At 64.8% G+C, this 16,258-nt stretch carries 18 protein-coding genes, 1 tRNA gene and 1 pseudogene; 9 read left to right on the top strand and 11 right to left on the bottom strand.

Translation table 11 applies throughout. The features are described 5' to 3' along the window. Nucleotides 1-160 precede the first annotated feature (160 nt). Nucleotides 161-235, bottom strand: a tRNA-Gly gene (locus tag FJ972_RS03945). A gap of 216 nt (nucleotides 236-451) precedes the next feature. Here FJ972_RS03945 and FJ972_RS03940 point away from each other — a divergent pair. The 4 genes from FJ972_RS03940 (at nucleotide 452) to FJ972_RS03925 (ending at nucleotide 3,123) form a co-directional block, all read left to right on the top strand. After that, nucleotides 452-949 (top strand): prolyl-tRNA synthetase associated domain-containing protein, encoded by a 498-nt coding sequence (locus tag FJ972_RS03940; protein WP_140524511.1) that lies wholly within the window; start codon nucleotides 452-454, stop codon nucleotides 947-949. Between the two features lie 78 nt (nucleotides 950-1,027). Further along, nucleotides 1,028-2,020: a thioredoxin gene (gene trxA / locus FJ972_RS03935; RefSeq protein ID WP_140514077.1), complete on the top strand. Its 993-nt coding sequence runs from the start codon at nucleotides 1,028-1,030 to the stop codon at nucleotides 2,018-2,020. Nucleotides 2,021-2,183: 163 nt separating this feature from the next. Continuing rightward, nucleotides 2,184-2,855, top strand: coding sequence for an LON peptidase substrate-binding domain-containing protein (locus tag FJ972_RS03930; RefSeq protein ID WP_140514078.1), 672 nt, complete (start codon nucleotides 2,184-2,186; stop codon nucleotides 2,853-2,855). Between the two features lie 19 nt (nucleotides 2,856-2,874). Further along, the gene (locus tag FJ972_RS03925) at nucleotides 2,875-3,123 is read left to right on the top strand and encodes a Trm112 family protein (protein WP_140514079.1); all 249 of its coding nucleotides are present in this window, start codon (nucleotides 2,875-2,877) and stop codon (nucleotides 3,121-3,123) included. 33 nt (nucleotides 3,124-3,156) lie between these two features. On the opposite strand, the gene FJ972_RS03920 is transcribed toward FJ972_RS03925, so the two are convergent. From FJ972_RS03920 to FJ972_RS03910, 3 genes are read right to left on the bottom strand one after another with little or no spacing between them, the layout of a single operon-like run. Beyond that, nucleotides 3,157-6,435: an error-prone DNA polymerase gene (locus FJ972_RS03920; RefSeq protein WP_140524509.1), complete on the bottom strand. Its 3,279-nt coding sequence runs from the start codon at nucleotides 6,433-6,435 to the stop codon at nucleotides 3,157-3,159. After that, nucleotides 6,432-7,907: a DUF6504 family protein gene (locus tag FJ972_RS03915; protein WP_140491985.1), complete on the bottom strand. Its 1,476-nt coding sequence runs from the start codon at nucleotides 7,905-7,907 to the stop codon at nucleotides 6,432-6,434. The genes FJ972_RS03920 and FJ972_RS03915 overlap by 4 nt, the downstream gene beginning before the upstream one ends. After that, a complete protein-coding gene (locus tag FJ972_RS03910; protein ID WP_140514081.1) occupies nucleotides 7,849-8,904 on the bottom strand; it encodes an ImuA family protein in 1,056 nt (351 codons plus the stop codon). Before FJ972_RS03910 ends, FJ972_RS03915 begins: the two co-directional genes overlap by 59 nt. Before the next feature lie 249 nt (nucleotides 8,905-9,153). Here FJ972_RS03910 and FJ972_RS03905 point away from each other — a divergent pair, with 249 nt between their 5' ends. Then, complete coding sequence (locus FJ972_RS03905; RefSeq protein ID WP_140491980.1) at nucleotides 9,154-9,576, top strand: metallopeptidase family protein; 423 nt, start codon at nucleotides 9,154-9,156, stop codon at nucleotides 9,574-9,576. A gap of 19 nt (nucleotides 9,577-9,595) precedes the next feature. Here FJ972_RS03905 and FJ972_RS03900 read toward each other — a convergent pair whose 3' ends face one another. Beyond that, the gene (locus FJ972_RS03900) at nucleotides 9,596-10,225 is read right to left on the bottom strand and encodes a TetR/AcrR family transcriptional regulator (protein WP_140524507.1); all 630 of its coding nucleotides are present in this window, start codon (nucleotides 10,223-10,225) and stop codon (nucleotides 9,596-9,598) included. A gap of 170 nt (nucleotides 10,226-10,395) precedes the next feature. Here FJ972_RS03900 and FJ972_RS03895 point away from each other — a divergent pair, with 170 nt between their 5' ends. Beyond that, entirely contained in the window at nucleotides 10,396-11,073 is a 678-nt protein-coding gene (locus FJ972_RS03895; RefSeq protein WP_210239597.1) for a hypothetical protein, read from the top strand. On the opposite strand, the gene FJ972_RS03890 is transcribed toward FJ972_RS03895, so the two are convergent. Beyond that, nucleotides 11,060-11,266: a DUF1737 domain-containing protein gene (locus FJ972_RS03890; RefSeq protein WP_140493464.1), complete on the bottom strand. Its 207-nt coding sequence runs from the start codon at nucleotides 11,264-11,266 to the stop codon at nucleotides 11,060-11,062. The genes FJ972_RS03895 and FJ972_RS03890 overlap by 14 nt on opposite strands. Nucleotides 11,267-11,321: 55 nt before the next feature. Continuing rightward, entirely contained in the window at nucleotides 11,322-12,218 is an 897-nt protein-coding gene (locus FJ972_RS03885) for an HpcH/HpaI aldolase/citrate lyase family protein (protein ID WP_140524505.1), read from the bottom strand. A gap of 54 nt (nucleotides 12,219-12,272) precedes the next feature. Here FJ972_RS03885 and FJ972_RS03880 point away from each other — a divergent pair. Then, nucleotides 12,273-12,404, top strand: a pseudogene (locus tag FJ972_RS03880) (two-component sensor histidine kinase); the annotation flags it as partial. A gap of 27 nt (nucleotides 12,405-12,431) precedes the next feature. Then, a complete protein-coding gene (locus tag FJ972_RS03875; protein WP_140524503.1) occupies nucleotides 12,432-13,598 on the top strand; it encodes an NAD(P)/FAD-dependent oxidoreductase in 1,167 nt (388 codons plus the stop codon). A 60-nt stretch (nucleotides 13,599-13,658) separates the two neighbouring features. Here the strand turns inward: FJ972_RS03875 and FJ972_RS03870 are convergent, their stop codons facing one another. From FJ972_RS03870 to FJ972_RS03855, 4 genes are all read right to left on the bottom strand, one after another. After that, a complete protein-coding gene (locus tag FJ972_RS03870) occupies nucleotides 13,659-14,162 on the bottom strand; it encodes an SRPBCC family protein (protein WP_140524501.1) in 504 nt (167 codons plus the stop codon). Between the two features lie 42 nt (nucleotides 14,163-14,204). Further along, complete coding sequence (locus FJ972_RS03865) at nucleotides 14,205-14,651, bottom strand: SRPBCC family protein (protein WP_140524500.1); 447 nt, start codon at nucleotides 14,649-14,651, stop codon at nucleotides 14,205-14,207. Beyond that, nucleotides 14,651-14,962 (bottom strand): ArsR/SmtB family transcription factor, encoded by a 312-nt coding sequence (locus tag FJ972_RS03860; RefSeq protein WP_140524680.1) that lies wholly within the window; start codon nucleotides 14,960-14,962, stop codon nucleotides 14,651-14,653. Before FJ972_RS03860 ends, FJ972_RS03865 begins: the two co-directional genes overlap by 1 nt. 90 nt (nucleotides 14,963-15,052) lie before the next feature. Continuing rightward, nucleotides 15,053-15,472 (bottom strand): GNAT family N-acetyltransferase, encoded by a 420-nt coding sequence (locus tag FJ972_RS03855; RefSeq protein WP_140524498.1) that lies wholly within the window; start codon nucleotides 15,470-15,472, stop codon nucleotides 15,053-15,055. A 152-nt stretch (nucleotides 15,473-15,624) separates the two neighbouring features. Here FJ972_RS03855 and leuD point away from each other — a divergent pair, with 152 nt between their 5' ends. Further along, complete coding sequence (gene leuD, locus FJ972_RS03850) at nucleotides 15,625-16,230, top strand: 3-isopropylmalate dehydratase small subunit (RefSeq protein WP_140491959.1); 606 nt, start codon at nucleotides 15,625-15,627, stop codon at nucleotides 16,228-16,230. Nucleotides 16,231-16,258: the final 28 nt, after the last annotated feature.

The following is a 16,258-nucleotide window of genomic DNA, read 5'->3' as shown; positions in this document are numbered from 1 at the left end:
TCAGCTTGTCGATTCGCTAACAGACCAGAGCTATGGCGAGCCGACAAAGATCGTGCCCTGGCTCGCCAAGTCATGGGAGATATCAATGACCTACGCGCAAAAAAGAAGCGCCGCACTAGGCGGCGCTTTCTTTTAATTGCTTAATTCCCCAAGAGGAAACTGGAGCGGGTGAAGCGATTCGAACGCTCGACCCCAACCTTGGCAAGGTTGTGCTCTACCCCTGAGCTACACCCGCTCGCGCGGCTTTGGGCCGCAAGCCGGGCCTATATGGCTGAAGAGCGCGGCGATTGCAACAGGGAAATCGCAGGCTTTTTTCAATGCGCCGGACGAGGCCGGCGGGCCGCCGGCGGGAGACGGAAGGATTCGGCGCCGCGTCGCGCGGCGGTCTTGTCTCGACCATGTCATTGGCCGTAAACGGCATGGCTGGAAACCAGCCGAAGACGAGAACCCCATGCCCAGGACCGAAGCCGAGCTCTTTGCCTTTCTTGCCGAACTCGGCATCGCCGTTTCGACGAAACGCCATCCGCCGCTCTATACGGTCGCCGATTCGCAGGCGCTGCGCGGCGAAATCGCCGGCGGCCACACCAAGAACCTGTTCCTGAAGGACAAGAAGGACGCCTTCTTCCTGGTCACGGTCGGCGAGGATGCTGTCGTCGACCTGAAGCAGATCCATCATGTGATCGGCGCCGCCGGCCGCGTTTCCTTCGGCAAGCCGGAGATGCTGATGGAGCTTCTGGGCGTCGCCCCGGGCGCAGTCACGGTGTTTGGCCTGATCAACGACACGCAGCACAGGGTCAGGGTCGTGCTCGACGAGGCGCTGATGCGGCATGCGGTGATCAACGCGCATCCGCTGACCAATGAGGCGACGACGTCGATCGCATCGGGCGACCTCGTCAGATTCGTCGAGGCAACCGGGCACGATGCTGCTATCTTGAAAGTCTCGGCATGATCGCCACATGGATGGCGAAACCGGTTTCCAACCAAGGACAGTGCGCCGATCCGCTGGCGCCACCGAAAGGGCGACGACATGAGTGACAACAATCCGTTTGGCGGCTCCTTTGGCAACAGCGGCGGCCAGTATGCCACGACGGTGCAGTATGGCGGCGGCGCGGAACCGCAGAAACCTGCGGCCGGCGCCGCCCCCGCCGGCGACGTCATCAAGGATACGACCACCGCGGCCTTTGCCGCCGATGTCATCCAGGAATCGCGCCGCCAGCCGGTGCTGGTGGATTTCTGGGCGCCGTGGTGCGGGCCGTGCAAGCAGCTGACGCCGCAACTGGAAAAGGCGGTCCGCGCCGCCGGCGGCAAGGTCAAGCTGGTCAAGATGAACATCGACGACCATCCCTCGATCGCCGGCCAGCTCGGCATCCAGTCCATTCCCGCGGTCATCGCCTTCAAGGACGGCCAGCCGGTCGATGGCTTCATGGGCGCCATCCCCGAGAGCCAGATCACCCAGTTCATCGACAAGGTCGGCGGCAAGGGCAATGGTGCGGCTGATGTAACCGAGGCGCTGGCGGCGGCGGCCGAGGCGCGCGCTGCCGGCGACGTGCAGACGGCGGCCGACATCTATGACGCCGTGCTCGAGCAGGCGCCGGAGACGATCGAGGCGATAGCGGGGCTAGGCGAATTGCTGTTCGAGGCCGGTGATACCGAAGGCGCCGAGGCGATGCTGGCGCGGGCGCCGCAGGCCAAGGCCGATGCGCCGCCGCTGGCCGCGCTGCGCGCCAGGATGACCTTGGCCGCGCAAGCGTCCGAACTCGGCAACCCGGCGGAGTTCGAGCGCCGGCTGGCTGAGAATCCCGGCGACCATCAGGCCCGCTTCGATCTGGCCATGGTCCAGAACGCCAGGGGCGAGCGCGATGCGGCCGCCGACAATCTCCTGGCCATCATCAAGGCTGACCGCGGCTGGAACGAGGACGGCGCCAAGGCGCAATTGCTGCGCTTCTTCGAGGCCTGGGGCATGACCGACGAGGCGACGCTTGCCGCGCGGCGCAAATTGTCGTCGCTGCTGTTTTCCTGAGCCGGCGCGGCCGAATGGTCGCGCGGGGCTTGCACCCGGCGCCGGCCGCGCCAGATAGGACGAATCCGGCCCGCCTTTCCCTCGGGAAGCCAACAACCCCGGGCAGCGACAGGCGGATCGCGGCATGGAGGCGCTTCCCAGGCGAAGCGATCGGAGGAACGAGGTGCAAGCGGGAAACGCTCACTACCGGCTCGCCAGGGATCTGCCGTCGACCATCCCGGTCTTTCCGCTCGAGGGCGCGCTTCTGCTGCCGGGCGGCCGCATGCCGCTCAACATCTTCGAGCCGCGCTACCTGCAGATGGTCGACGAGGCGATCGCCGGCTCACGGCTGATCGGCGTCATCCAGCCCAGCCTCGACGGCGCCTTGCGCGACGATGGCGAGCCGGAACTCTGCAATGTCGGCTGCGCCGGCCGCATCATAGCGCTTTCCGAGACCGGCGACGGCCGCTACCTGATTTCGCTGCAGGGTGTGTGCCGGTTCCGTGTCACCCATGAGCTGACGGTCAAGACGCCGTTCCGCCAAGGCAAGATCGCCCCCTTTCTCGCCGATCTCGACGACGACCAGGCGGCCGCCGAGGTCGACCGGCCGGCGCTGCTGCGGGCGTTCCGCTCCTATCTGCAGGCCAACGACCTGGAGGCCGACTGGGAAAGCGTCAGCCGGGCCGAAAACGCCATGCTGGTCAACGCGCTGTCGATGATGGCGCCCTATGGACCGGCCGAGAAGCAGGCGCTGCTCGAAGCGGCCGATCTCAAGACCCGCGCCGAAACGCTGATCGCCATCACCGAAATGGCGCTGGCGCGCGAGAACGAGGATTTTGGCTCGAGCCTGCAGTAGGATGTTGAGAGAGGACACGATGGCGGCGGATGGGCGTGACGGAAAGAGAGCGAATGTCGACCCCAGGATGCTGGAGCTGCTGGCTTGCCCGCTGACCAAGGGCCCGCTGGCCTGGGATCCCGAGCGCGGCGAACTGATCTCGCGGGTCGCCAAGCTCGCCTATCCCGTGCGCGACGGCATCCCGATCATGCTGCCTTCGGAGGCACGGAGCATCTCGGCGGAAGACGTGCTGCCGCCACGGCTGGGCGGGCCGGCCGGCTCGACGTGAAAATTATCAAGGTCGGCATTCTACGGCGCCCCCCTACTGAAAATTGCGCCCCCTGGGCATGACCTTTTCCGCCTTGTCCGACAGCCTTGCGATGTCCTGCCCGGCCGGCACGGCTGGCGCTGCCTCTTCCAGCAGCACCGTCAGCCAGGGCGTCAGATCCTCGATCTTCTCGGCGACGATGTGGACGACATCCGATTCCGACTGCAATTTGCCGGTGACCTTGACGAAGCGCGCGCCCATGACGATGGGCCGGAAGCGGTCGAAGGTCCGCTGCCAGAAGATGACGTTGGCAACGGCCTCGTCATCCTCCAGCGTCAGGAAGACCGCATTGCCCTTGCCGGGGCGCTGCCGCACCAGAACGAGCCCGGCGACCGAGACGCGCCGTCCGTCCCGCACCGAGCACAGCCTGGCATTGGGCGTCACGCCGGCCCGGTCGAGCCGTTCGCGCAGGAAGGCGACCGGGTGCGCCTTCAAGGACAGGCCAAGCGAGCGGTAATCGTGGATGACATGCTCGCCGAGCGGCATTTTCGGCAGCTTCGTCTCCGGCTCCAGCTCGCGTAGCCGCAGCGCCGGCCGGTCGAAAAGCGGCAGCTTTTCGGCGGCACTCTTGCCGTCGAGGGCGCGCACCGCCCAAAGCGCGGCGCGGCGGTCGAGGCCGAGCGAGCGGAAGGCATCGGCCTGCGCCAGTCTTTCGATCTCGGCGACATCGAGGCCGGAGCGCAGCCAGACATCCCGCACGGATGCGTAGCCTGAACCGCGCCGCTCGACGAAGGCGTCCATGCGCTCCTTGGAAAATCCCTTGATCTGCCGGAAACCGAGCCGCAGCGCATGGCTGGTCGCGATGACACCGCGCATGTCGGCATGGCGCGGCAGGATGCGGGCCGGGTCGAAAGTCGCCTTTTCCAAGGTGCAGTCCCAGACGGAGAAATTGACGTCGACCTCGCGGATGTCGACGCCATGGTCGCGCGCATCACGAACAAGCTGGGCCGGCTGGTAAAACCCCATGGGCTGTGAATTCAGGATCGCGGCGCAGAACACGTCGGGATAGAAGGTCTTGAACCAGCAGGAGGCATAGACCAGCAGCGCGAAGGAGGCGGCATGGCTTTCGGGAAAGCCGTATTCGCCAAAACCCTCGATCTGCTTGAAACAGCGTTCGGCGAAATCCCGGGTGTAGCCCTTGCCGACCATGCCGTCGATCATGCGCCGGCGGTAATTGCCGATCGTGCCGGTGCGCTTGAAGGTGGCCATGGCGCGGCGCAACTCGTCGGCCTCGCCCGGCTTGAAGCCGCCGGCCACGATGGCGATGTTCATCGCCTGTTCCTGGAACAGAGGAACGCCCAGCGTCTTGCGGAGGATCGCCTCCAGCTCCGGTTTCTGATACTCGGGCTGCTCCTTGCCTTGCCGGCGGCGCAGATAGGGGTGGACCATGTCGCCCTGGATCGGGCCGGGCCGCACGATCGCCACCTCGATGACAAGGTCATAGAATTCTTTTGGCTTGAGACGCGGCAGCATCGACATCTGCGCGCGCGATTCGATCTGGAAGACGCCGATCGTGTCGGCGCGACCGATCATCTTATAGACCGGCTTCGCCTCTTCCGGCAGGGTGGCAAGGACATAGGGCTGCCCGTAAGGGTCTCGCGCCTGCGGATAATGGTCCGTCAGCAGAGTGAAGGCGCGTTTGAGACAAGTCAGCATGCCGAGCGCCAGCACGTCGACCTTGAGGATCTTGACCGCGTCGAGATCGTCCTTGTCCCATTCGACCATCTTGCGTTCCTCCATCGCCGTCTTGACGATGGGCACGATCTCGTCGAGCCGGTCCCTGGTGATGACGAAGCCGCCGACATGCTGGGAGAGGTGACGGGGAAAGCCCATGATCTCGTTGGCACGCTCCATCACGTGCCGCGATATGGGGTCGGCGCGATCGAGGCCGCCGGCCCGGGCTTCCTTCTCGCCGAGCTCCGAGGTCGACCAGCCCCAGATCGAGCCGGAGAGCGATGCCCTGACATCCTCGGACAGGCCCATCGCCTTCGACACTTCGCGCAGCGCCGAGCGGCCGCGATAGCTGATGACGGCGGCGGCCAGCGCGGTGCGCTTGGAACTGTATTTCTCGTAGATATATTGGATGACCGTCTCGCGCTTCTCATGCTCGAAATCGACGTCGATGTCGGGCGGTTCGTTCCTCTCCTCGGAAATGAAGCGTTCGAACAGCGTGTCGATTCGCTCCGGCCCGACCTCGGTGATGCCGAGGCAGAAGCAGACGACCGAATTGGCGGCCGAACCGCGCCCCTGGCAGAGAATATCCTGGCTGCGGGCGAATTTGACGATGTCGTGGACGGTCAGGAAATAACGGGCATAGTTCAGGCGCTCAATAAGGGCGAGCTCTTCCTCGATGCGCCTCGTCACCGATTGCGGCACGCCCGAGGGATAGCGCCTGGCCGCCCCCTCCCGCGCCAACCTTTCCAGCTCCGCCTGCGGGCCGAGCCCTGATTGCGTCGGCTCGTCGGGGTAATTGTACTGAAGGTCGCTGAGCGAGAAGGTCAGCTCCTGCGCGAAGCGCAGCGTTTCGGCCAGTGCCTCCGGGTGCCTGCGGAACAGGCGCGCCATCTCCAGCGGCGGTTTCAGATGGCGCTCGGCATTCGCCGTGAGTTCCAGCCCGACCTCCGAAACGGGAATGTTGAGACGGATCGCGGTCAGCACGTCCTGCAGCGGGCGGCGTTCGGCCGTGTGGTAGAGGACGTCGTTGGTCGCCATCAAGGGCAGGCCGGCCAGCTCCGCCATCGCCGCCGCCTGCTCGATCCTGAAGCGGTCGTTTCCCGCATAATCGGGCGAAACGCCAAGCCGCAGGTTTTTACCGAAACGGTCCTTGAGCTCGCCAAGCAGGGCTAGTGTGCCCTCGGCCTCCGCCGCCAGGTCGGGCAGGACCGACAGCGACATCAGATCCCCCCATTCGAGAAGGTCGTCGCGCCGCAGAAGGGTCGCGCCCTTTTCGTTCTCCTCGCGCAGATTGGCTTGCGTGAGCATGCGGCACAGATGTCCCCAGCCCTTGCGGTTCCGCGGATAGGCGAGAATATCAGGCGTGCCGTCGCAAAAAACCAGCCGGCTGCCGGGGTGGTAGGCAAGCGTCTCGACCTTGGCCTGCTGCCAGGCGCGCACCACGCCCGCCACCGTGTTGCGGTCGGCGAGCCCGATCGCGGAGAACCCCATGAGCTTGGCCGCGACCACCAGCTCCTCCGGCTTGGAGGCGCCGCGCAGGAACGAGAAATTCGACTGGATGCCGAATTCCGCATAGGGAATGGCGGTCAGCGCGTTCATGCGAAGACCCCGTGCAGGAACCAGCGCGGCGGGATTTCAGAGCCGCCATAGAGACCTTGCCGGTAGAGCCAGTAGCGGCGGCCGTCGGCATCCTCGATGCGGAAATAGTCGCGTGTCGACGCCGCTTCGTCGCTCGAAAATTCACGCCACCATTCCGGCGCGATGCGTTCAGGGCCTTCGGCGCGGGCGACCCTGTAGAGCGCACGCCGCCAGCGGAAATTCAGCGGCGGTCCCTCGGGCATTTCGGTGGCCGGCACCTCAATCGGCTCGGGCGAGCGGAAAAGCCGGATCGGCCGCTCCGGCGGGAAGATGGTCATCGGCGCCTGCATCCTGTCCGGTTTCTTCGGCGGCGTGATGCGGCGCGGGGTTTCCGTGAAGGGGATGGTGGCGACGGCACGCTCGGGCAGATGGCTTTCCACGACGACCGGCTTGAGAACCGCGCCCTCGCCGAGCCGGGCGCGGATGCGGTCGGCGAACAGCGCGATATCGGCGCCGTCGTCGGTCGTTTTGCCTGTCAGGTCGGCCTGCGGCATGTCGAAGGCCGCCGCCGCCAGCACCGAAAGCCGCACCAGGTCGAAGCCATAGCCGGCATCGATATGCTGCTCGAGGGCGGCCAGCCGCTCATGGAACAATTTCTGGATCAGCCGGGGTTCGCGCATCGGTCGCGACGTGCCGAGCGCGATGCGGCTGACGGCGCCGTCGACGCGGAACAAGAGCAGCGCCAGGCTTCTCGCGCCTTCGCCGCGCCGCTCGAGGTCGATCTTCAGGGTCGTCGCCAGCATGCCCACCAGCCGTTCTATGTCCTCTGTCAGCGTGACGGGCTCGGCCAAATGGCGTTCGACCGAAAGCGGCGCGACGGGCAGGCGCGGCGACACCGCCTCGTCGAGACGGCCGAGCGCCTGGTCGAGGCGCAAGAGCAGGGAGGCACCGAAGCGGCGGGCGAGCGGCGCGCGCGGCGCGGCCATCACCGCGCCCGCCGTGCGCAGGCCAACACTTTCCAGGCTGGCGCGGGTTTCCGGCGCGATGCGTAGCGCCGCCAGCGGCAAGGGCGCCAGGAGCGCTTCCTCCTCGCCGCCGGCAACGATGCGGTCGCCGCAGAACCGCGCCGCCGCCCAGGCGGCGCCGGGTGTCGCGGCAAGGCCGGCACGGACGTCGAAGCCCTGATGGAAGAAGCGCGACAGGATCTCGTCCAGCATGGCGCGTTCGCCGCCGAAAAGATGGGTGCAGCCGGTGACGTCGAGGAACAGGCCGTCGGTCCCGTCGAGCGCCACCAGCGGGGTATAGCGGTCGCACCAGTCCGCAAGGCCTTCGAGCAGGCGCCGGTCGGCTTCGGCATCGGCCTCCATTATGTCGATCGACGGATGCATGGCGCGCGCATCGGCGATGCCCATGCCGGGCTTCAGATGCAGCGCCTCAGCCCGCTCGTCGAGGGCTAAGATGCGCTGCGCGTTGCTGTCGCGATGGCTGATCACCAGCGGCCGGTGATCCGATGGCCGGGAACGCCAGGACCGCCCCAGGCGCTGCCGCAGGATCCGTTCGGCCGCGAGATAGGGAAACCACAGGGACAGGATTCTTTGCTCGTTCTTCCCCAATCCGTCTTTCATCGAATATGCGTTCATCGGGGTTCCACTCCAATATGAATTGTCCTGGCAGGGCCGTGCGGCTCTTGCCGATGCTGATGGTGAAGGCGGGGCGGCCGATCGAGCCGGCAAGCGGCCCGGCGACCGTGTCGCGCGGCCCTGCCGGCGCCGGCGAGACGATGAGGCGGACGGGCGCCGCCGTCGGTTCGGGTTCGGCCGCCTGCCGCAGCAGGAAGACCGGCCGGCCGGCGCTCTGCGCGCGGGCGTGCAGCCGGCGCGTCGCGGTCAGGTCCAGCCGCTGCGGATTGCCGCGGACTTCAAGGATGACGGCGGCGAGCGCCGTCATGCGGGCCGCCTCCTCGGCGACCCACAGCGCATCGGCGAGCCTTGGCGCCTCGGAAAACAGCAATTGCTCCGGCTCGATGCCGAAGGCGGCGTGAAGGCCCCGGGCATAGGGAAAGCCCGCCTCGCGAAAAACCTCCTGGGTGCCGATCCACAGCACCGGCAATCGCGGCCCTTGCTTGAGGATCAGGCTGGGCTTGAGGATCAGGCTGGCGAGCGACAGGGCGAAGCCGGCGACCGCTCCGGCATCGCGGGTCTCGACGCCATGGATTTCGCTCAAGGCCGCTTTCGGCAGGCCGCCGCCCAAATCGCCGCCCCAATCGCCACCGAGGGCGGCATCGAGCCGGCCGATGCCGGTGCGCAGGAAAGCATCCGGCCTGGCCACGGCGATGCCGCGCCGGACCACGGTGCGGTCCGCGGCGGCCATGCCGGCGTCGGAAACCGCGCCGGCCGGCGCCTGCAGGCGCTCGGGCAGCGTTCCTTCGATCTTCGCGATCTGGCGGCGCAGGGCAAAAACAGTCTCCCGCGCCACGGCGCTCATCGCCATGACGGTCAGTGTCCACTCACAATTGTTCCTGTTATGTTCTTATAGATTCCAGAGGCGACCCAAAGAGTCAAGCAGACTCATGGGGAATTTATTCCTCTCCGATAAGAGGGCCAACATTGGTCGGACAGCCGGCCGCGCCTCAAGCCATGCGAAACGGCTCCCGGTGCCGTAAGCAATCCTGGGGTTGGCCGCCGCGTCATTTGCCGATTGTGGCCCAAAAGCCTATATGCCGGGATCAAAGGACAAAGCATGGCCCGCATCTACAAGACCCGCATTTGGCACGACCAGCTTTCGCCGTCGATGGACGAGATCGAGTTCCTGGCGCTGGAGGCCTACGCCCATCTGCCCGAGGATTTTCGCAAGCTGACCGGCGAGATCGTCATCCAGATCGCCGAGTTCCCGACCGACGAGATCATGGACGACCTGTCGCTGGAAACGCCCTTCGACCTGCTCGGCCTATTCGAGGGACGCGGCATTGCCGAGCGCTGGAACCCGCAGACCGGCGAAGGCCCGAACCGCATCACGCTCTATCGCCGCGCCATCCTCGACTACTGGGCCGAGAACGAGGAGACTTTGGGCGACATCGTCACCCATGTGCTGATCCACGAGATCGGCCACCATTTCGGCCTGTCGGACGACGATATGGAGAAGATCGAAGAGGCAGCCGAGTGACCGGTTCTACGTCAGGCCGTCATTTCACAATGAGTGTGATGAAATGTTTTAATACGTTCTGCACAGTCTGCTCCCCGGTATGTCCTGCCACTGCCCATTGCGCAAAATGTCCATCAATGTACATGCGTGCGAGCCCGTAGACGAGCGCCCTCGCGGCTATCTGGGTCTCTGCCATGTCGTCCGACCGGAGCATGTTTCGCCGCTGTGCTTCTGCCATTGACGCTTCCATCAGCGAACGCACCGCTTCATTATCGTGACGCAGCGACTCCGAAGCATCCCAATCAATAAGATTGCGTGTCGAGATGATCTGGAAGTGGGTGGGGTTTCGAATTGCCCAGCGCAAATAGGCGATTCCAACAGCGGCAAAGCGTTCGATCGGATCGTCCGTCGCAACCTTCTCGACCGCATTCGTGATCTCCGAGCGGAATCGGCTCATTGCCTGCTCCGCGACAGCCGTCATCAACGCGGTCTTGTTGCTGAAGTGACGGAATGGCGCGCCGGGGGAAACCCCGGCACGTTTTGCGGCTTCGCGCACGCTCACATTGTCGGGGCCGCCTTCCTCGACCAGTTGAACCGCGGCATCGATCAGGACCTCCCGCAAATTGCCATGGTGGTAACCAGTGCGATGAGGCGCCTTGGCTTTTGCCATCTCTTTCCCTTCGTTCCGTGGAGCAGCTTCCCGCCTCTGTAGCATGATTCCGCGATTTATGTAATCGCCGTTTACAATCCCGGCCAGAGGATGTAAGCAGTGATTACTGATGGGATCGGAACAGGCCTACGGTCTTCGCGGCTCCCGAACTCCCAGCTGAGGAGACGAACATGCTCGCCAGAACAGCCCCACCCCGCCCGCAATCGGTCATTTCGCATCAGAGTCCAGCCGAAGAACTTCAGCAGGAGAATTTCGCGATTGTTCAGTCGAGCGCGACTGTGCCCAGCCTCACGCTTTATCGGCTTGCCGCCGTCGCCGGGATGGGAAGCGCGCTTATTCTTCTGGTCAACGCGGCTAAACGCAGCTCGCTCATCGCGACCACCGATCTGACGCAACTTCTCGCACCAGTCGCCGAGATATTGGCACTTGGCCTCGTCGTAGGCCTGTTTCTTGCGTTTGGCCGGCGCGCGGGGCTGTTCGGCACTATCGCGTTTGTCATCAACTTCGTTGCGTTGGCAAGTTTGGTAGGCGTGGAAGCAGTGATCAATCTGGTATTTTCGAAGCTTCCGCTCACAACCATCGTCGAGCTGCGAGCCGGACCGCTCGGTCTGGCTCTGGTCGCCAGTTCGGTTCTTTTTCTGGTTGGAACGCTCGCGTTTGTAATCTCTCTCGCCGTTGCAAGAGGCGTGCCGCGCATTCCTCTCGCTCTTTATCTCATTGGCGCGGTGCCGATCGCGCTTCGTGCGTTCGTTCCGGAGCTGGCTCTTGACCTGGGCTTGGCGATGCTTGCGGCATCGATCGCCTGGCTGGCGGCGTGGCTGTGGATGCGAGGGGCTACCAGTCGCTGAGCTTGGTGTCCGGCCCGTATTCCTGGCCCTCGACATCCTTCACCACGGCCTGGCCGCAGCGCATGGTCTTGGTCTTCTTGTCGTAGGCGTAGGTGGGGGAGCCGAACAGGTGCCAGCCCTTGTTCAGCGCCGCCGTCACCTTGTGACAGAAGCTGGCGTCGTCCGGAGCGGTGAGAAAGCGGTAGAGTTTCATCATTCAATTCCTGTCGTCAGTCCATCGCCCGCGATCGGCAATCCAACACGGCACATCATGCGCCGACGGCCGCCGCCTTCGCCAGCAGTTTTTCGGCCTGCGCAAGGTGCAGCCGTTCGACCATCCTTCCCTCCAGCGCAATCACGTTCTTGCCGGCATTTTCCGGAAGCGCAAAGGCCTCCTTCACCGCGCGGGCCTTGGCCACCGCCTCCGCCGATGGCGCAAAGGCACGGTTCGCCGCCTCGATCTGGGCGGGATGGATGAGCGTCTTACCGTCGAAGCCCATGGCGGCCGCTTCCGTGCATTCGCGGCTGAAAGCATCGAGCGCGCGAAAATCGTTGAAGACGCCGTCGACGATATCGAGATCGCCGGCACGCGCCGCCAGCACCATCTGCATCAGCCACGGCAGGAGATAACGCCGGTCCGACGTCGCCATAATGCCGGTGTCCTTGGTCAGGTCATTCGTTCCGGCAACGAAACAATCAAGCCGCGAGGCAGGATCGCGGCCAAGTTCGGCGATGGCGCCGACATTGAGCACGGCCTTCGGCGTCTCGATCATCGCCCATAGTTTCACGCTGTCGGGGGCGGAATTGTCGTCGAGCACGTCACCCGCCTCGAGCACGTCGCGGGGCGTGTCGACCTTGGCCAGCAGGATGCCGTCCGGCTCCGCCTTGGCCGCCGCCAGCAGGTCGGCGCCGCCCCATTCGCTCGAGAGCGCATTGATGCGCACCACCATCTCGCAGCGCCGGCCACTATGGTTGGTATCAGGACGATTGCTGAAGATGCCGGCCAGTTTTTCGCGCGCCGCGACCTTCTCGGCCGGGGCGACGGCATCCTCCAGGTCGATGATGACGGTATCGCAGGCAAGCTGCGCCATCTTGGCCAGCGCCTTGTCGTTCGAGGCCGGGACATAGAGCACCGAGCGGCGCGGGCGGTAGGGATCGGTCGTCATGCCAAATCTATGCCGCCTGCCGCGGGTTGAGGCAAGGGAGCAGGCGGCCTCGCGCGGTGCTCTACCGGGGGCACCGGCATGGGGCTCGGCATCGTGCTGGCCCTCCTGAAAGCGCAGGATGGCACGATCAGGCTGGTTGACTCCGAGCGCGGCACGCGCTTCGAGATTGTTTTGCCGGTCGCGTAAGGACGCCGGCAGCGATCGGAGAAAAAAGTGCGCTACGACATCATCATCATCGGCGGAGCCATCGTCGGCTCCTCGATCGCCTATTATCTGCGCGAGGAGGGCTTTTCCGGCTCGATCGCGCTGGTCGAGCGCGACCCGCAATTTTCCCACGCGGCGACGACGCTATCCATGGCCTCGATCCGCCAGCAATTCTCCATTCCGGAAAATATCCGCCTGTCGCAATTCACGCTGAAACTGTTCCGGCGGCTGAAGGAAGAATTCGGCGCAGACGCCGACATCGGTTTTCGCGAGGGCGGCTATCTCATTCTCGCCGGCGAGGCCGGGCTGCCGATCCTCAGGGCCAACCACGAGGCACAGCTTGCCGAAGGCGCCGACATTTTGCTGGAGGACGCCGAACAACTCGTGCGCCGTTTCCCTTGGCTGTCGGCCGAGGGCATCACCGCCGGCGCCTATGGCCGCAGCGGCGAGGGCTGGTTCGACGCGCATGCCATGCTGATGCTGTTCCGCAAGGCGTTGCGCGAGAAGAAGATCGACTTCATCAATGCTTCGGTCACCGGCATCGAGCGGCAGGGTGACCGCGTTACCGGCGTCAGCCTCGACAATGGCGAACGGCTCGAGGCCGGCATCCTTGTCAATGCCGCAGGGCCGAATGCGGGCAAGGTCGCCGCACTCGCCGGGCTGGCGCTGCCGGTCGAGCCGCGCAAGCGCAACGTCTTCGTCTTCGAGGCGCGCGAGAAATATGCCGACATGCCGCTGCTGGTCGACCCGTCCGGCATCTATGTCAGGCCGGAAGGCTCGGTCTATCTCACCGGCGGCGCCGAGCCGGAGGAGGGCGACGGCCCGGCCGATCCCGCCGATTTCGACGTCGACTGGCCGCTGTTCGAAGAGGTGATCTGGCCGGTGCTGGCGACCCGCATCCCGGCCTTCGAGGCGATCAAGCCGACGCGCGCCTGGGCCGGTCATTACGACTACAACACGCTCGACCAGAACGCGGTGATCGGCCCGCATCCCGAAGTCGGCAATTTCCTCTTCGCCAACGGCTTTTCCGGCCACGGCCTGCAGCAGGCGCCCGCCGTGGGCAAGGCGCTGGCCGAGCTGATCGTCCATGGTGGCTACCGCACGATCGATTGCTCCCCCTTTGGCTACGAACGCGTTGCCGAAGGGCGGGCGTTCCGCGAGTTGAATGTGATTTGAGCCGAGTCAAGGTCCCTCTTTGACGCTGACATCAAAAGGGTCTGCACCGCCACCAGTCGGCTAAGCCGCCACTCGGCTTCCCGCACCCAAATACGCCTGTAGCCAGCCCAGCACGCGTCCCCAGCCCTCGGCATGTTCGGCCGCCGCTTCGGCCAGCCCGGCGAAGCCGCCATGGCAGATGGTGAGGCGCGTGCCCGCGGCGGTTGGTTCCAGCAGCCAGGCGACCGTCGTTTGCCGGCGGCCAAGCGTCGGATGGTCCCAGGCATAGGCCCTTGTCTGCACGATCCGGCGCGGCACCTCGATATCGAGGAATTCCCCGTTGGCCGGCAGCTCGCTGCCGTCGGCTCCACGGACCGTGACGGCCCATCGGCCGCCGGCGCGAGGGTCTGCCGACCATTTCACCATCCGGTAGGTGTCGGCGGACCCCCACCATTGTTCGACCTCGTCGGAGATCAGCGCGCGGAAGACGCGCTCGGCCGGCGCGCCGATCTCGGCCTGGGCCATAACGGTCTCGCCATTGGTCATGCTCTGCACGGCTGAAGTTGGCACTGGAACATGCATCATGGATGCCTCCGAATGATTGTTTCGGCTCGGAACCGATGATTTTCAGCCTTTCGACGCCGGCCGAGACAGGCCCTGCCCGGTTTCGAGCAGGCTTTTCAGGCTCGACAGGACGAGCGGCCAGCCCTTGCCGACATGCTCCAGCAGCTTGTGCGGGCCGTCGGCCGCATGGGTGACGGCAAGCTTCATCATGTCGCCCTCCTGCTCGATGACGAAGGTGCAGGTGGTGTAGCCATCGGCCTTCACGTCCGGCATGAACTCATTGCGCCATTTGATCACCAGGCGCCTTGGCGGATCGATCTCGAGGATCTCGCCGCTGTCGGTCACCCGGCCGTCGGCATAGACCATCTTCCACGCGGAGCCCTTTCTCCAGTCGCTCTGCATGCGGGCGCCGAGAAAATATTGCTCGTGGAATTCCGGTTCGGTCAGCGCCTGCCAAAGCTTGTCGGGCGTGGTGCGGATGTAGGTCACATAAACGAAGGCGTTGCTCATCAGTCTTCCTTTTCGAGGCGTCTCTTCAGATCGCCGAGGGCGGAGAGCCGCCCCCGCTCGAATTTGCCGATCCAGCGCTCGGCGATCTCGTTGATCGGAACCGGGTTGAGGTAGTGCTCCTTCTCGCGCCCCTTGCGGATTGTGGTGACAAGGTTCGCCTCCTCGAGGATCGCCAGGTGCTTGGTCACCGCCTGGCGGGTCATATCCATCTCAGCGCACAGCCCGTTCAGCGTCTGCCCGTTCCTGTCATGAAGGCTGTCCAGCAATTGCCGGCGGGTCGGGTCGGCCAAAGCGCGAAAGACGGCGTCCATGCTCATGGCCCTAATATGCAACCATTTGGTTGCATGTCAAGGCGACATGTCATGCCAACGGCTGCTGGATCCGGCCACAGGAGAAAAATGTCAGCGCGTGCGGGAGAACCAGAAGGCGTCGGCCATGCGCATCATGCCGATGCGTTCGTAGAAGCCGGCGGCGTCGGGCACGGAAACCAGGCTGATGGCGACGGACGGGCCGAGCTGCCGCCGCGCCTCGTCCATCAGTCCCTTGCCGATGCCGAGCCCCTGCGCCGATCCGGAAACGGCGAGATCGGAGATGTAGCAGACCCAGGAGAAGTCCGTCACGGCCCTGATGACGCCGACCAGCGGCTTGCCTTCGGTATCCAGCCGCGCGGTCAGCACCAGATTGGCGCCCGACAGCATCGCCCGCAGCCTGTCGGCATCATCGACGGGACGGATCTCGCCAAGGCCGGAGTCCACCAGCACGCGGCGGAATTCGGCGACATTGAGCGCGGGTTCGCGGGCATAGAGGATTTTTTCAGCCATCACATCCAGACTGCACCATCGGGCCGCGAATTCGAAGCCGTTTGTGCGGCACCCGTGCCGACGCGCGCGAACACCTGCCTTTTATTTGTCGCCGGCTTTGTGTAAACCGGGCGCCAGCAATCCCCCGCAATGCCAGGAAGACGGGCAAGACCATGGAAAAATTCACCAAGCTCACCGGCGTCGCCGCGCCCATGCCGATCGTCAATGTCGACACCGACATGATCATCCCCAAGGATTATCTCAAGACGATCAAGCGCACCGGGCTCGGCAGCGGCCTGTTCGCCGAGATGCGCTACAAGGACGACGGTTCGGAGAATCCGGATTTCGTGCTCAACAAGCCGGCCTACCGCAAGGCGCAGATCCTTGTCGCCGGCGACAATTTCGGCTGCGGCTCCTCGCGCGAGCACGCGCCGTGGGCGCTGCTCGATTTCGGCATACGCTGCGTCATCTCGACCTCCTTCGCCGACATCTTCTACAACAACTGCTTCAAGAACGGCGTGCTGCCCATCACTGTCAGCCCCGAGGATCTCGACAAGCTGATGGACGACGCGTCGCGCGGCTCCAACGCCACCTTGTCGATCGACCTCGAGGCCAAGGAGATCCGCGGGCCCGATGGCGGCGTGGTCAAGTTCGATCTCGACGACTTCAAGCGTCATTGCCTGCTGAACGGCCTCGACGATATCGGCCTGACGATGGAGAAGGCCGGCGCCATCGCTTCGTTCGAGAAGAAGAACGCCGAGCTGCGCCCCTGGGCCTGAACGGCGCGGCTGACGACATCGGCCCGGC

Origin of the sequence: Mesorhizobium sp. B2-1-1, from assembly GCF_006442975.2 — a bacterium.
GTDB lineage: Bacteria > Pseudomonadota > Alphaproteobacteria > Rhizobiales > Rhizobiaceae > Mesorhizobium.
Note: the sequence above shows the minus strand (reverse complement) of the source record. Positions and strands in the feature narration are given on the sequence as shown.

Bases quoted from the DNA above. Each gene is read 5' to 3' on its own strand.
- FJ972_RS03865 (WP_140524500.1), bottom strand. From the start codon at position 14,651: ATGAGCAACGCCTTCGTTTATGTGACCTACATCCGCACCACGCCCGAC.
- FJ972_RS03895 (WP_210239597.1), top strand. From the start codon at position 10,396: ATGCTCGCCAGAACAGCCCCACCCCGCCCGCAATCGGTCATTTCGCAT.
- trxA (WP_140514077.1), top strand. From the start codon at position 1,028: ATGAGTGACAACAATCCGTTTGGCGGCTCCTTTGGCAACAGCGGCGGC.
- FJ972_RS03940 (WP_140524511.1), top strand. From the start codon at position 452: ATGCCCAGGACCGAAGCCGAGCTCTTTGCCTTTCTTGCCGAACTCGGC.
- FJ972_RS03920 (WP_140524509.1), bottom strand. From the start codon at position 6,435: ATGAACGCGCTGACCGCCATTCCCTATGCGGAATTCGGCATCCAGTCG.
- FJ972_RS03870 (WP_140524501.1), bottom strand. From the start codon at position 14,162: ATGATGCATGTTCCAGTGCCAACTTCAGCCGTGCAGAGCATGACCAAT.
- FJ972_RS03885 (WP_140524505.1), bottom strand. From the start codon at position 12,218: ATGACGACCGATCCCTACCGCCCGCGCCGCTCGGTGCTCTATGTCCCG.
- leuD (WP_140491959.1), top strand. From the start codon at position 15,625: ATGGAAAAATTCACCAAGCTCACCGGCGTCGCCGCGCCCATGCCGATC.
- FJ972_RS03925 (WP_140514079.1), top strand. From the start codon at position 2,875: ATGGCGGCGGATGGGCGTGACGGAAAGAGAGCGAATGTCGACCCCAGG.
- FJ972_RS03910 (WP_140514081.1), bottom strand. From the start codon at position 8,904: ATGGCGATGAGCGCCGTGGCGCGGGAGACTGTTTTTGCCCTGCGCCGC.
- FJ972_RS03900 (WP_140524507.1), bottom strand. From the start codon at position 10,225: ATGGCAAAAGCCAAGGCGCCTCATCGCACTGGTTACCACCATGGCAAT.
- FJ972_RS03890 (WP_140493464.1), bottom strand. From the start codon at position 11,266: ATGAAACTCTACCGCTTTCTCACCGCTCCGGACGACGCCAGCTTCTGT.
- FJ972_RS03905 (WP_140491980.1), top strand. From the start codon at position 9,154: ATGGCCCGCATCTACAAGACCCGCATTTGGCACGACCAGCTTTCGCCG.
- FJ972_RS03860 (WP_140524680.1), bottom strand. From the start codon at position 14,962: ATGGACGCCGTCTTTCGCGCTTTGGCCGACCCGACCCGCCGGCAATTG.
- FJ972_RS03855 (WP_140524498.1), bottom strand. From the start codon at position 15,472: ATGGCTGAAAAAATCCTCTATGCCCGCGAACCCGCGCTCAATGTCGCC.